This window comes from Paenibacillus sp. FSL R5-0378 (assembly GCF_038009285.1).
In the GTDB taxonomy this organism is placed as follows: Bacteria; Bacillota; Bacilli; order Paenibacillales; family Paenibacillaceae; genus Paenibacillus_AQ; species Paenibacillus_AQ favisporus.
This window is the reverse complement of sequence record NZ_JBBPAY010000001.1, coordinates 3,371,108-3,386,193: the sequence shown is the minus strand read 5'-3', so window position 1 is coordinate 3,386,193 and position 15,086 is coordinate 3,371,108. Positions and strand designations below refer to the sequence as shown.

11 protein-coding genes and 1 other annotated feature (1 of these 12 cut by a window edge) are annotated in these 15,086 nt (G+C 55.6%); of the genes, 1 reads left to right on the top strand and 10 read right to left on the bottom strand.

The genetic code is table 11. The features are described from left to right. Positions 1–9 precede the first annotated feature (9 nt). Positions 10–2,094 carry an ABC transporter ATP-binding protein gene (locus MKY74_RS15890; RefSeq protein WP_167372841.1) on the top strand — a complete coding sequence of 695 codons (2,085 nt, stop codon included), beginning with the start codon at positions 10–12 and terminating at the stop codon, positions 2,092–2,094. Positions 2,095–2,351: 257 nt separating this feature from the next. Here MKY74_RS15890 and MKY74_RS15885 read toward each other — a convergent pair whose 3' ends face one another. The 10 genes from MKY74_RS15885 to argS form a co-directional block, all read right to left on the bottom strand. Further along, positions 2,352–4,220, bottom strand: a complete 1,869-nt coding sequence (locus tag MKY74_RS15885; RefSeq protein WP_084203764.1) for a sensor histidine kinase — start codon at positions 4,218–4,220, stop codon at positions 2,352–2,354. Then, entirely contained in the window at positions 4,220–5,785 is a 1,566-nt protein-coding gene (locus tag MKY74_RS15880; protein ID WP_076167922.1) for a response regulator, read from the bottom strand. The genes MKY74_RS15885 and MKY74_RS15880 overlap by 1 nt, the downstream gene beginning before the upstream one ends. A gap of 204 nt (positions 5,786–5,989) precedes the next feature. Continuing rightward, the gene (locus tag MKY74_RS15875; RefSeq protein WP_076167924.1) at positions 5,990–7,669 is read right to left on the bottom strand and encodes an extracellular solute-binding protein; all 1,680 of its coding nucleotides are present in this window, start codon (positions 7,667–7,669) and stop codon (positions 5,990–5,992) included. A 61-nt stretch (positions 7,670–7,730) separates the two neighbouring features. Beyond that, positions 7,731–8,597, bottom strand: coding sequence for a carbohydrate ABC transporter permease (locus MKY74_RS15870; protein WP_076169528.1), 867 nt, complete (start codon positions 8,595–8,597; stop codon positions 7,731–7,733). A gap of 70 nt (positions 8,598–8,667) precedes the next feature. Further along, a complete protein-coding gene (locus tag MKY74_RS15865; protein ID WP_244169236.1) occupies positions 8,668–9,558 on the bottom strand; it encodes an ABC transporter permease in 891 nt (296 codons plus the stop codon). Positions 9,559–9,821: 263 nt separating this feature from the next. Continuing rightward, entirely contained in the window at positions 9,822–10,778 is a 957-nt protein-coding gene (locus MKY74_RS15860; RefSeq protein ID WP_076167930.1) for a protease complex subunit PrcB family protein, read from the bottom strand. Positions 10,779–10,866: 88 nt separating this feature from the next. Beyond that, positions 10,867–11,349 carry a hypothetical protein gene (locus MKY74_RS15855; protein WP_076167933.1) on the bottom strand — a complete coding sequence of 161 codons (483 nt, stop codon included), beginning with the start codon at positions 11,347–11,349 and terminating at the stop codon, positions 10,867–10,869. A gap of 296 nt (positions 11,350–11,645) precedes the next feature. Beyond that, complete coding sequence (locus tag MKY74_RS15850) at positions 11,646–12,221, bottom strand: hypothetical protein (protein ID WP_076167936.1); 576 nt, start codon at positions 12,219–12,221, stop codon at positions 11,646–11,648. After that, entirely contained in the window at positions 12,218–13,171 is a 954-nt protein-coding gene (locus MKY74_RS15845) for an ABC transporter ATP-binding protein (protein WP_076167939.1), read from the bottom strand. The genes MKY74_RS15850 and MKY74_RS15845 overlap by 4 nt, the downstream gene beginning before the upstream one ends. 30 nt (positions 13,172–13,201) lie before the next feature. After that, entirely contained in the window at positions 13,202–14,902 is a 1,701-nt protein-coding gene (argS, locus tag MKY74_RS15840; RefSeq protein ID WP_076167942.1) for an arginine--tRNA ligase, read from the bottom strand. A 58-nt stretch (positions 14,903–14,960) separates the two neighbouring features. After that, positions 14,961–15,086: a binding site (T-box leader), on the bottom strand (it continues 125 nt past the right edge of the window).

Sequence of the window (15,086 nt, the reverse complement as noted above, 5' to 3'; positions counted from 1 at the left end):
TGTAAACCTATGAATTCCAAAGCTAGCGTAGGCAAGCGGCTGTTCCAGTACGCCCTATGCGCCAAAGGCATCTTTATCGCGGCCATCATCGCTCTTGCGATCGGCGTCGGCGCCGAGCTTGCCGGCCCGTTCATCGCCAAGACGATGATCGACGATCATATGCTGGGTATTGAAAAGCCATATTTTGAAACGACATCATCTGAAAACGCCGTATCCTACAACGGCCATTATTACAAGCGCGGCGACCGGTTCGGGGAAGGAGAGGCAAAAGGCCAGGAAGTCCGGCTGCTGCAAACCGGACGGGACTTTTATTTTGTCAGCCAGCCCGTAGCCAATCCGGACGGAGAGCGCAAATTCGAGAACGGACAGCTGACGATCAGCCGCGGCGGCGCTGTGGAAACCTATCCTGCCGCCAAGCTGTCCGCGAGTGAGCTGTATTCCTTCTACAAGCTGGAAATTCCGGGTATTTTGAAGCTCGTCGGACTGTACTGCATTTTCCTGGTGATCAGCATCTTTACGGAATTCGGCAAAACGTACTGGCTGCAGTCTTCCGCCAACAAAGTCATCCAGAAGCTGCGGACCGACGTCTATGCGCACATGCAGCGGCTTCCGGTGTATTTCTTCGATACACTGCCGGCCGGCAAGGTCGTCTCCCGCATCACCAATGACACCGAAGCGGTCAAGGACCTGTTTGTGGCGGTGCTGTCGAACTTCAGCTCGGGGATCATCTACATTACCGGGGTGTATATCGCCTTGTTCCTGCTGGACGTCCGGCTCGGCCTCGTCTGCTTGTTCGTCGTCCCGCTGCTGATCGTATGGATCGTGCTCTACCGGAAATTCGCGACCAAGTACAACACGATCATCCGGTCGCGCTTAAGCGAAATTAACGCCATCATCAATGAGTCCATTCAAGGGATGTCCATTATCCGCGTATTCCGCCGGCAGAAGCAGACGTCCGAAGAGTTTGAAGCCTTGAACGACGATTATATGAAGCATCAGAACAAAATGCTCAATTTGAACGCATTAACGACACACAATCTGGTCAACGTGCTGCGCAGCTTTTCCTTCGCCGTGATCCTCTGGTACTTCGGCTTTGGCACGCTGACCGGGGGCAGCGCCGTGTCGCTCGGCGTGCTGTACGCCTTCGTCGACGTGCTGGGGCGCCTGTTCCAGCCAATCACCGGGATGGTCAATCAGCTCGCCGCCCTGGACTCTTCCATGGTCTCGGCCGGCCGCGTATTTACGCTGATGGATGAGCCGGGCGAAGACGTGACAGACGGAAGTATGCCGCGGTACAAAGGCAACGTCGAGTTCAAAAACGTCTCCTTTGCCTACAAGGAAGACCATTACGTCTTGAAAAACATCAATTTTGAAGCGAAGCAGGGGCAGACGGTCGCTTTGGTCGGCCATACCGGTTCCGGCAAAAGCTCGATTATCAACCTGCTGTTCCGGTTCTATGATCCGCAAAAAGGGACGATCACCATCGACGGCCAGGATGTGACCGCACTGCCGAAGCAGTGGCTGCGCCATCATATGGGCATCGTCCTCCAGGATCCGTACCTCTTCACAGGTACGATCGTCTCGAACGTCAGCCTGGGCGACGCCAAAATTTCGCGCGAGCAAATTGAAAAGGCGCTGCGCGATGTCGGCGCCGAGCGGATCCTTGCGCATCTGCCGCAGGGCTTCGATGAGCCTGTCGTCGAGAAGGGCAGCACGCTCTCGGCGGGGCAGCGCCAGCTGATCTCGTTTGCGCGCGCGCTCGCCTTCGATCCGGCGATCCTCATCCTCGACGAGGCCACGGCCAACATCGATACCGAGACGGAGAGCCTGATCCAATCCGCGCTGGAGGTGCTGAAGAAGGGCCGTACGACGTTCATCATCGCGCACCGTCTCTCGACCATCCGCAGCGCCGATCAGATTCTGGTGCTGCACCGGGGCGAGATTGTCGAGAAGGGCAGCCATGACGAGCTGATGAAGCTCGGCGGCAGATATTATCAAATGTATCAGCTTCAGCAGGGCTCGGGTGCAGCCGCACCTGCCCCGGACAGCGGAATCCAGGCACAGCCGCCGGTTCAGGCGCCTTCACCGGTGTAATTCTCTGGGCGAAGCCATGCAGACTGCAATTCTGCTACTCTCAACCCGTGGTCATCCTGCCGCCATATGACCAGCATGGGGTTGCCGTGAAAAGAACGTAAACGAAAAACACTAAAAGGGAGCGAATCCGTGATCGGATCGCTCCCTTTTTAATGCCATGAGCCTGCACCAAGTAACCAGTCTATTACGACTTCCTGTTCGGCAGATTACTGACGCATATGATGTTGTGCCAGCTGCATCTCCCGTTTCTCTCCTGCTCATCCGGTCCTCCCAATATGGTCATGACCGTTCTGCCGTTGTTCCCCCCGGCTGCGCGGCTGCACCGGAATCCGGATCGTCACGCAGGTTCCGATCCCCGGCCGGCTGTACAGGGAGACGCCGTAATCGCTGCCGAAATACAGCTTGATCCGGTCGTTTACGTTCCGGATGCCGTAACCTTTGCGCTGCTGCGAGGTGCTTGACCCTGCCGCGCCAGCACCCTGGCCTGAGCCTGAGCCGGACATCTCCTCCACCCGCTCCCGTGTCATCCCGCTGCCGTCGTCGATGATCTGGAAGACGATCGAGCCGGTCCCGGCATCCATCCGCCCGACAACCCGGATATAAATCCGGTCCCCGCGCCAGGCATGCTGCAGCGCGTTCTCGATGAACGGCTGAAGAATCAGCTTGACCGTCATAAACTTGACGATCTGCGGGTCGATGTCAAAATGAACCTCCATCCGCTCACCGTACTTGACCTGCTGGATATCGATGTATGCCTGCGCCTGCTCGATTTCGTGATAAATCGAAATGACGGTCTGCCCTTCATTCAGCGACAGCCGGTAAAACTTCGCCAGATTCATCACCATCTGGTGCTGCTTATCCACTTGCCCGAACTTGGCCAGCCGGCTGATCGATGAGAGCGTATTGTACAGGAAGTGCGGGTTGATCTGGGCCTGCAGCGTCTCCAGCTCCGCTTCCTTTTTCTTCAGATTCGTGACGTACACTTCCTGGATCAAATGCTCCGTCTGCTCTCCCAGCTTGTTCAGCGAGCCGGCGATGATCGTAAACTCGTCGTTCCCCCGGTAATGGATCCGCTTGTGGAAATCGCCCTGCTGAAACCGCTGCAGCACCGATACGACCTTGGACACCCGCCTGGAAAAGAAGCGGGACACCCCGTAGGCGACGATCGAGATCAGACCGACGCTGAGCAGACAGATAATTAGCGTCAGTAGATTCACCTTGCGCGTGTCCTTCTCTATCACGCTGTTCGGTACGTAGGCAGCCAAGTTCCAGCCGAGCTCCGGCAGCGTTTCCTCCAGCATCGTATAGCGGCCTAGATCGAATTCCGCCTTGCTCCCGGGTTCGGAAGCCAGCAGCAGACCGCTTTCGCCGGAAGCGAACATTCGCCGGCCGCCCTCTCCGCTGACCGACAGCATGCTGCCGCTGCCGATTTTGCCCGCATCGACACTCCGGAAAATTTCGGACAAATAAACGCTGATCCGGATAAACCCGATCGTCTCCAGCTTCATTGGATCGCGGGTATCGACCAGCCGCCGCAGCAGCGAGATCCGCCCAAACATGCCGTCGTCTTCCACCTGACGCCATACGACGGTTTTGCCGTATTCCTCCGGAGGAAAGTCAGCGTACCACGGTTTGTTCTGAATCCGGTTCAAGTGGTACAAATCCCAATGATTCCCCCTGGTCAATGGGTCCGTCCCCTGCGGGTCGGCGTTATAGATTTCGGGCAGCGTTTCGTTTTTTAAATAAATGCTCATCCAGATCCGCAGGTTGCTCGAATCCGTGACCTGGCGGAACTTTGGAATCAGGAGCTTTTTTGTCGTCTGGTAGCTGACCCAGCCCTCCTCGTATCGCATCAGCTCCAAGGGCAGGCTTTCGTCAAAGTACAGCAAGTCCGACAGCCGCTGCGTGTCCTCCATTTTATAGGCGATGTTGTCGCGGATCTGCTTCAGCGTCCCGGTCAAATTCGTGTTCATTTGCTCGCGGTAGGAGTTGACGAGGATTGTATTGGCGATATAACCGAACATAAAAATCGGCACGATGATCAGCACCAAATAGGAGATAAACAGTTTGACGCCAAAAGGCAGGAACAGCTTCCCGCCTGGCGGCCTCATTGCCGCGCGCCTCATTATACGTTTCTCCGGAACTGGCCCGGCGTCATGCCGAACACTTCTTTAAATTGCCGGCTGAAATAGGGCATATACCGGTACCCGACCCGGTCGGCCACTTCGTAGACCTTCACTCTGGGATCCCTGAGGAGCTCGCCCGCTTTCTCCATCCGCAGGTGAATGACGTATTCACTGAAATTCGTGCCCATCACTTCCTTGAAGAGCGTTCCCAAATAGTTTGGGGAAAAGCACAGGTGATCGGCGACCTCCTTCAGCGTCACATTTTCGTGCAGCTGCTCTTTTACGTACCGGATCATTTCGTCAACGAGCTTCGAGCTTTTCTTCTGCTTACGGCGCTGAATAACCTCTGCGGCGGCAAAGAGCCGTTTTCGCAGCCAGGAACGGATATCGTCGATCGTCTCGAGCTGCAGCATCACATCCGGACTGCCTCCCGTTTCCTCTTGAAGGGCGTTCGCAAGGCTCTCGTTGATCGCCCGGAGGTGATGCTCGAGCCCAAGCAGGATGTGCATGACGAAATATTGGATTTTCAGCTTCGACCTCATCCCGGCCGCAGCGGCAAACAGCCGGTCGATTTCGTCGCTGACCGTGACGAGATCGAAGTTCACTACAGCGGTATACAGCGGCTCCAGCGGCAGAGCGGTTTGGGAAGGCTGCTCGAGGGCATCGTCCCATTTCAGTTCCCCATGGCGGATGACCCGGCCCTTGCCGGCAATCAGCTTGCACGACAGCGCCTCCAGAGCCTCACCGTAAGAACGGCGCAGCCCGGTCAGATTTACCGCTTCTTCTCCTACACCAACCGTGACGGAGAAGGGATGCAGCTCTTGAATCCGATCCGCCAGAGCCGACAGCGCTTGTAAATCCACCCCGTCCTCGATCAGCACGAAAATCCGCCGTCGCGAAGTTTTGCACACATGCCGGATCCCGGCCTCGGTGAGCAGCGGAACCAGCGAATCGTAAAATCGGTTGAACCATTCCTGCTGGCGGTGTTCCGGCATCGGGTCGAGCTTCCAGCTGAGGTCGTCCAGCTCGACAGCGGCCGCACGCACAGGCCATCCTAAACGGTCAAACCCGTAGCTTTCCTGCAGCACCCCGGCAGCCTCTTCGGCTTCCGCGCCTTCGAGAAGCTTCAATAGATAGTCGTTTTTGGCGATTTCCCGGTAAGCCTGTTCGTTCTGCTGCCGCCGTTTCTCCTGATCAAGCTGCTGCACGACGGTGCGCAGCGCATCGGTCAGCTCCTTATCGTCCATCGGCTTCAGCACGTAGCTGAACGCATTCAGGGCAATCGCCTCTTTGACATAGTGAAAATCCTGGTAACCGCTCACGAAAATAACCCGAAGCCGGCCCGCGAACTCCCGTGCCTTTCTCGCCAGCTCCAGGCCTGTCATGCTAGGCATATGTACGTCTGTTACTAAAATATCGACCGGCTGGCGTTCCAGCAGTGCCAAGGCGTCAAACCCATTGTTCACCGCGCCTGTCACTTCCAGCCCCAGTTCTGCCCAAGGAATAAAAGAGCGCATACCCTCCAGATCAAGAATCTCGTCATCCACGATCAACACCTTGTACATGAGCTCATCTCCTGATCATTAAAATGAATACTATGGCCAGATCCCGGCTTCAGACCAACAGCCGTACATCCGTCCCACGCGATCATGCCGTCTACCCTGAATACGCCCCGGACGCTGGAGAAGCGAGCAGCCGCCCCGGGTCGGGACGGCATCCTCGCGAATAGAAGAATTAGTATCATTATACTAGAACATGCTAGATTTGGATTATTGACCGCCGATTTTTTTCAGGTTCTCCTGCCATTTCTGCGTCTTGTATTCGAGCAGTTTGTCGTATCCGACCGCCACTGCGTCCTTCTGCGCCTGGTCCAGAATCGCCAGCACCTCGTCGTCGCTCTTCGCGTACAAAGCCTTGGCGCGGGATTCGGAGAAGATTTCGTCCACGCTCTGCTGAATGATACCTTCCTCGGTATCCGGCATCGGGCTCAGGTTGACGAAGGCGGTGGCGTTATACTGCGTTTTCCACGTAATTTCGGATTGGTAGCGGCTCTCCCAATTCTGTTTTTCCGGCGGGAGCGTCTTCTCGAATTTCATCTTCGACTTGTCGATATAGACGGTATTGCCGTTCCACTGGAGATTCACCGTCGCATCCATAATATCGCTGCGCTTTTGGATGTCGTTAGTGTATGTGTCGGTAAAGACCGGATATCCTTCTTCATCCGTGCCCTGCCACAGCGTTCCCTCAGGTCCCCACATGATGACCCGGCTTCCTTCCTCTCCGGTCAGCCAGTCAAGGAACGCAAAGATCTTCTCAGGATCCTTGGCGGACTTCGTAATGACGGCCACGTTCCAGCCCAGCTGATTGTAGGTTCCCGTCCAAATCTTGTTTTTGTCCAGCCCTTCCTTGTGCACAGGCCAGATCATTTCGTAGCCGGAGGTCGGGTCCTTTTTCTTGAGCTCCACGTCGCCCTTGCTGCCGTATTCCGTCGGGCTCGCTCCTGCTGCGATGGCAAAACGGCCGTTGTACGCTTTTTCAAGAATCTGGTCTTTCGTTTGGGTTAATGCGTCCTGGGCCATCAGCTTTTCGCGGAACAGCTTGGAAGCAAACTGCATGGACTCGCGGTAGACTGGATCCTGGAAAATGGACGTCAGCTTATTGTCCACCGGTACGGCTCTCTCTTTCAAATACACCGGCGGATGGTCTTCCCCGAACGCCCCGTACAGAATATCAAGCCCCTGCCCGTCCTTGGCCAAATCCGGCTCAAACGGCACCATATTCGGATACTTGGCCTTCACGCTCTTCAGGTAGTTATACAGATCGTCAGTTGTCTCCAGCTTTGGCGAGCCAAGCTCTTTGTACACCTTGCTGTTCATCAGGTATCCGGCATTGCCCGCAGGCTGCGAGGTATACCAATTCGGGAATTGGTACAGCTTGCCGTCACTTGAGCGGAGCATGTTGAGCGTCGAGTCACCGGCCCATTTTTTCAAATTCGGATATTTGTCCAGATAGTCGTCATAAGGCACCAGCATGCCTGCCGCGCGCAGCCGCTCCACATCGGCGCCGCGCTCCATCCAGATCACGTCAGGCAGCTCTTTGGACGCGATCATCGTATTGAGCTTTTGGGCCGCATTGCCGCCGGAGTTGATGGCCGTGACATTGACCTTTTTGTTATCCTGAATCCATTTGCTCGCAACGTCCCCGCCCCAAGTCGGCATCGTATACCAGTCATAGTGGCCGTAGAACGTAAAGTCGACGGGCGCGCTGCCGAGCTGGAAGAGCTCCGAAGCGCTGCCGCTTCCTTCTTTCGTTTCGGTTTTGTTCTCCGCCTTCGGTGCAGCGCTGTCGGCCGTTTTCTCTCCGCCGCCGCCTGAACAGCCCGCCAGTGCCGTGGCTGTCGTGCACAGGAACACCAAGGCCACGAGCAGCGATCTTCTCCAACTTTTCATGCGTGATAACCCCTTTTCCCTATTGTCAAATTTATGTTCAAAGCAGCAATCGCTCCAAACCCTACTCCTTTAACGATCCCACCATGACGCCCTTCACGAAATACTTCTGCACAAACGGGTACACGGCGATAATCGGCAGCGTCGCCACCATCATCGTCGCCATTGAAAGCGACTTGGTCGTCACGCTTTTCATCGTTTCGAGCCTGCTCTGGGCAGCCGAGTCCAGCTTGGACATCTGCTCGGTCATAATATTCGTGCTCAAGATCTGCTGAAGCATGGATTGGATCGGCAGCAGCTTCTCGTTGGTGATGTAAATGCTGGGCAGAAACCACTCATTCCAATGAGCGACTGCGGTGAACAGCCCGAGCGTGGCGATGACCGGACCCGACAGCGGCAGGATAATCCGGAAAAAAGTAGCCCAGTTGCCGCAGCCGTCGATTTTGGCCGATTCCTCCAGTCCTCCGGGAAGCCCCATGAAAAACGTCCGGAAGATGATCATGTTCCATACGCTGATCAGACCCGGGATGATAAACACCCAGAACGAATTCATCAAGCCCAGACCGCGGACGACGAGAAACGTCGGAATGAGCCCGCCGCCGAAATACATCGTCACAACGCACATCAGCATGTAAAACTTGCGGCCGATCAGCTCCTTCTTCGTCATGCCGTAGGCGAAGATGGCGGTGCACAGCACCGACAGAATGGTGCCGACGACCGTCCGGAGCACGCTGATCAAAAACGCGTTGGCAATCCGGTCATCCTGAAAGACGACCTGGTAATTTTCCAGCGACCATACCCGCGGCCAGAATGTGATTCCGCCGAGTGCCGTGTCCATGCCGTTGTTCAGCGAAATGACCAGTCCGTTCCAGAACGGGTAGAATGTGCTGAATCCCAGTAAAATAAGCAGCAAATAAATGAAGAACATCATGATCCGGTCACCGGTACTTGTATATTTCACAATACTGCAGCCTCCCTGTTTCCTGCGGTGTCTCCCGAGCTTACCACAAGCTGTTTCCCGACCTGCGGGCAAAGTAGTTGGCAAAGGTCAGCAGGCCGACGCTGATCACAGCCTTGAACAAGCCAACCGCCGTGGCGTACGAGTAGCGCTGGTTCGTGATGCCCACCCGGTACACATAGGTATCGATGACGCTGGCCACATCCCGCAGCACCGGATTTGCCCCGAGCAGGAGAATGTCTTCAAAGCCGGCGCTCAGCAGATTGCCAATCGCCAGGATCATAAAGATGACGACCACCGGCATGATGGATGGGATTGTGATCATAAACACCTGCTTGACCCTTCCCGCTCCGTCGATGGACGCCGCCTCATACAGGCTGGGGTTGATCCCTGCGATCGCCGCCAGATACACGATCGAATTGAATCCGATCTCCTTCCAAACGCTGGTCGAGACGATAATGCCCCAGAAATATTCCGCCCGTCCCAAAAAGCCGATCGGCTCCTTAATCAAATGCAGCTTCTGCAGCAGGATGTTCAGGCTGCCGTTATCCGTGGACAGGATCGACATGGCAAACCCGGCTACGATCACCCAGGACAGAAAGTGCGGGAGGTAACTGATCGTCTGAACCACCCTTTTGAAGAACATTTGCCTGACTTCGTTCAGCATCAGGGCCAGAATGATCGGCGCGGGAAACCCGATACCAAACTTCAGCAGGCTGATGATGATCGTATTGCGCAGAATCGTCCAAAACTCGGGTGCATGAAAAAACATACTGAAATGCTTGAATCCTACCCAAGGACTGTTCCAAAACCCGTTAAAAATGTTATAGTCCTGAAAAGCCATCAGTACGCCGTACATCGGTATGTATGAAAAAATAAAAATCAAAATGAGCGCCGGTATGACCATCAGCTGAATATCCCACTGCCTGAGCATCCGGTAAGCCAATCCCCGCTTTTTCCTCCTCTCGGTGATGGGCACGCTGTTCGCAAGCTGCGACATTCTCTTCCCCCCTTGCCAACATTGTAAACGGGATGGGTGCCGCGATACTATTTGCCTCGTCAACGAAAAATGATACTTTTAACCGGAATACTCCTATTCTTGATTCAGCCGCAAAAAAATCCCCCTGTCTCCGGTAGTCCGGAAAGCAGGGGGATCCAGAGTATCACCGCGATGTGCGGACGATACGATTCGTTGTTTTATTGGGTAACGGAAGGCATCTCTTCGAGCGATCCCTTCAGGGAAATGCCTGTACCGAGGCCGCCGCCGGTTTGCTTGACGCTGACCTGAATTTTGCTGTCCATGTAAAAGGAAGCCTTGGCCGTGGAAATGACCTGCGGATACATCATGCCGGGGGCGGGTTTCGTGACGGTGTAATAGGCGACAGCCTTTCCTTCCGAGACGAATTCGATCCGGTCGATCTTGAGGCCGTATCCCGGATTCGGCATGTCCTCTTTGGTAAGGACGATCCGGTTCACCTGGTCGTTCACCTTCTCTACACTGACAGCGACCTGGTCATCGTTCTCCGGCTGATTTACCGGCTGATGCGAAGCAACGAAATTCATGGCGTGATAGACCATCTCCGCCGCCTCCATCCGGGTGATGTTGTCCCTTGGATGGAATTTCTGCTGCGCATCTAGTTCGGCTATGTGGGTAAGGAGCAGAAACTGGACGGCTTCCCGCGATCCGGAAGCCATGTCGTTCTCGTCCTGGACCGTGACGTACATTTTAATCAGCGGGTAGTCACCGGTAGCGGTGACGGCTTTGTAGAGCATCTGCGCGAACTCTTCCTTTGTGACCTTGTCGTTCCAGCTGCCGATGCTCGATGCCACAAGCCCGTGATCCAGCGCCGTTTCGGCTGCTTGAGCATACCAGGCTGTGGATGGAACCGCCAGCGTCCCGGCGTTCGCTGCACCTGCATCCGGCTGAAGCTTCATGGCTTTCACCAGCATCTGCACGCTTTGGGCTGCCGTCAACGGCTCGGCAGGACCGAACCGGTCCGCGGAAATGCCGTGAATGACCCCTTGCGTTTGCAGCGCTTCGGCGATACCCTCCTGCTGCTTATTCGGCAGATCCGAGAACGCATACGCGGAAGACGCCGACACCAGACAGCCTGCCGCCACCATGAACGCAGCCCATTTCTTTGTGATTTTCATCCAAATCACCTCCTCAGCCTCTCTGACGGGGAACCTCCCGCAAATGTTTCAATATGCCCGTAGGCCGGAATGCCTATTTTATGACGAGTCAGTGCGGATTGGAAACTCCCGGCTGATCATTCTCCAGCCCCAGCTTGACGTATAATTCATTCGTATACCCCTGCAGCTTCTGCTCGAGCTCCTGGGCTTGATCCCGAAAAGCGGTCAGCTCGCGGATCATCCGTGCGCGCCCGTTCGGCGTGAACGTCTCCTTGATCCGTTCCTTGAAATAATCGTGAACGATATAATTCCGCTGCTTCCATACCTCTTTTAATAGAAGCGTCTCTTCTTCCGTAAAAGGAAAGTGATGCCGGATTTCGTTGACGAGCTGGCCCAGGGAACTGCTGAGCTTGCGGCGGTACAGCTCGGTCAGTTCCTCTTCGGAGGGAACCTCCCCCTTCGACAGCTTCATCAGCATCAGCAGATTGGTCAGCTGCTGCTCCAATGCCTGCGAATAGTATACGGCCAAGCCGAAATACGCGAACAGCTCCTTCGATTGCTGCTCGATACCTTGTAGACCGACTGATTTCATGCTTTTCCTCCTGACTCCTGCTGCCGAGGTTCAACCTCTTATGTAAAAATTCCTGATCGGACAGACCTATCTCCATGTTACCGTGCTTACGGCCCAATCACAACCCGGGGGTAGAAGGAAATCAACAGTTCCAATGTTCTGAGAAAAGCCCAATGTATCAGCCTATGTTCTGGCATCACGGTATGCGGAGAATATCCAATAGGCTGCGGCCAGAGCAAAAGCATACAGGTACGTATACCCGATTACTCCCCATACGCCTGTAAGAAGAGCGGTATCACTTCGCATCAGGGTGTCGATCATTTCAGCCACTGGAGGGAAGGCCCAGCGGATCCAGATAAGCCTTCGGGCAGCTTGGCCGCAATCTGCCTCGCCCCAATCGATAAAATGACGATGATCAGCAGAATCGCCGTCGCGCGGCTGATATTGCGGATGTAAGCGGCTTGAAGGAAATAGCTGACGCCTGCGCCCAGCATGCCCAATGCCAAATGCCCGGAAGAAGCGATAAGCCACTGCCGTGCGCTGACCGTTTCGGCGAACATGTTCATCACCACAGGATACAGCAGGAAAAAGGCGCTTAAAAAGACGATGACGGCGAGCAGAGCCAGCATTTGGCTTGCGGCATATTTTCGCATGCTCCCTGCGTGAATCACGCTGAGCTGTTCCAATACGGCGCCCGCATGATTCAGGAAGCTGAATGACAACCATGCCCCGCCGACAAACAGAAATGCGGAAGTGACCGCATAGCTGTCCATCACCGGGTTCGGCTTGTAGGAGTACAAAAGCATCATCGCAATCAGCATGCTCCCCACAGGAGCAAAGTATCGGTAAGACCGGATGTAACTGGCAAGTAAAAAAGTAGCGAGACGGATCATAGCGCTCCTCCTTCTGAGGCAGCCGCCGCAGTTTTGAGCAGCTCGCCTAGATCCACTTCGGACGGTTCGTGCTGCGAAACAGATACGATATGACCGCCGCCGTTAAGGATCCGCTGCAGCACATGATCGCTTAAGTCCGTTCTTACATGAATCACGGATTCCGCCCCCTCTTTTACCCAAGCCACTTCCCTATCGCCGATCCCCTCTAAAGACTGGCGGACGCGCAGCGGATCACCATGAAAAAGAATCGTCGCATACCGGACCGTTTCTATGCGGAACCCGCGTTCCTCCTTCACGATCTTTCCGTTCTCAAGCAGTACGATGCGATCGGCTATTTGGTTGATCAGCTCCGGCTCATGGACGGACATGACCATCGCGGTCCCCATCCCCTTGATGTCCATCAGCAGGCGGACCACCTCTTTCTGCGAGGGGGTGTCGATCCCGGACAAAGGCTCATCCAGCAGCAGAAGCCTTGGCTTCCCCATTACCGCCTGAACCAGATTGATCTTCTGCAGCATGCCTTTCGAAAAATGGCTCATTCGAACATCCCTATACGAATCCATCCCCAGTCGCTTGAGCCATTCGGATATTTCCGACTGGACGGTCCGCTTGTCCATCCCTCGCGTAACGCCCATGCTCATCAAAAACTCGCCCGGCGTAAACGGCAGCGCCGGAAACTTCTCGGCGACAAGTCCAATCGTGGGGCTTCGGACGTCCTCCACCCGCCGTCTTCCCTCGGTAGGACGGGATAATCCGGCCAGCAAGCGAAGCAACGTGCTTTTGCCCGAGCCGTTTTTCCCGACCAGCGCCGTACACTCCCCTTTGGCGATCTCGAGCGTCATATGCTCAATCACTACCCGGCGGTCGTAGCGTTTGCTGACATCCTCCAGCCGGAGGATGATCTCCGCCGGCGTGTTCCGCCGGCCGGTTCCTTGCTGATGTACAGCCAACCAACTCTCCTCCCCGTTCAACAAATGGCGTCACATCCGCTGCGGCGTTTTTAATCCGAGCAGATGCATCGTTCTCGCTAATGAAGCGCCCGTCAGCTCCGTCAGCTTCAGTCTCGCTTCCCTCAGGCTTCTGTCATCGGTGACAATCCGTTCCTTGTTGTAAAAATGGTTGAACGCTTGAGCTACATCCAGCGCATACCGCGCCATCACCGACGGCTCGTTGTTCTGGATACCGCGCTTCAGCTGGTCCGGGAAGCGGGTCAGCAGCTTCAGCAGCTCCCATCCGGAATCTCCGAGCTGGCCGTTTACCGCTTGGTCTGGCCCGGCCGTTCCACTCTCCGGTTCCCCGGCCGCGCGTCCTTTGGACAGCACGCTTTGGGTACGCGCATACGTGTACTGAAGATACGGCCCTGTCTCCCCGTCGAAATTCAGCGCTTCCTCCAGGGAAAAATCCACTTCGTTCAGGCGGTTGTTTTTCAAGTCCCCGAAAATTATCGCCCCGATGCCGACCGCCTCCGCGACCTCCTCCTTATGTTCGAGGCTGCTGTTTTTCTCTTCAATGATTTGCAATGCCCGGGCAACCGCCTCATCCAGCACTTCCTCAAGATAAACGATCTTGCCGCGGCGGGTCGACATTTTCTTTCCTTCAAAGCGCATCAGGCCAAACGGCACATGCTCGCATTGATCCACCCAGTCTGCTCCCATGCGGCGTAGCACGGCAAATACCTGCTGGAAGTGCAGCCTCTGCTCGCCGCCCACGACATACAGCAGCTTGTCGCCTTTCAAGACATCGTGCCGGTAAAGGGCGGTTGCCAGGTCACGCGTCGGGTAGATGGTCGTTCCGTCCGTTTTGATGATCAGGCAAGGCGGCATCCCCTCTTCATCCAGGCGCACGACCAGCGCGCCCTCGCTCTCTTCGAGCAGATGCTGGTCGCGCAGCTGATCCACGACGGCATCCATCTTGTCGTTGTAAAAGCTTTCCCCGAGCGTATAGTCGAAGCTGACGCCCAACCGGTCGTACATCCGCTGAAACTCCTTCAAGCTGACGTCCACGAAATATTTCCAGAGTCGGTAAGCTTCCTCGTCCCCGGACTCCAGCTTCCGGAACCAGTCCCTGGCCTCCGGCTCCAGCGTCTCATCATGGGGTGCTTCCTCATGAAACTGAACGTAGAGCTTCAGCGATTCTTTGATCGGATGGGCCGCAATGGCTTCATCGTTCCCCCAGCGTTTGTATGCGGCGATTTGCTTGCCGAACTGCGTGCCCCAGTCTCCCAGATGGTTGATGCTGGCCACGTCATACCCCGCCAGTTTGTACATGTTGTACAGGGCGGCACCGATCATGGTGGAGCGCAGATGCCCGATGCCCATCGGCTTCGCGATGTTCGGCGAGGACATGTCGATGAGCACTTTTTCTCCTTTTCCCAGGTTCGGTCTCTGATCTGACGCTGTTAACTCGTCCATGATTTGCTGCTCGTAGCGCTTACGGTCCAGCCTGAAGTTGACATAAGGGCCGGCGGCCTCCGCCTGTATTCCGTCTCGCCCGTCAAATTGGGCTGCCAGCTCTTTGGCGATGTCCACAGGCGATTTTTTAAACGTTTTAGCCAGCGTAAAGCATGGGAATGCGACATCCCCCATCTGCGGCTGCGGCGGGATTTCCAGCAGGTCCACTATTTGCTGCTTCGTCCACGGCACGTGCGGCTCGAGCGCCGACGCGATCCATTCCTGTAACATAACAATCATCCTTTCCATATCGTGACGACTATCAAAAATAAAAAGCCCCCGTCTCCATAATAGAGACGAGAGCTGAGTTCCCGCGGTACCACTCTAAGTAAACGGCCCATGCGCCAGCACAGCATCCGTTTCCCTTGAAGCCTGTAACGGCGGCTAACCGGACCTCTCTACTCCGCACCCATCT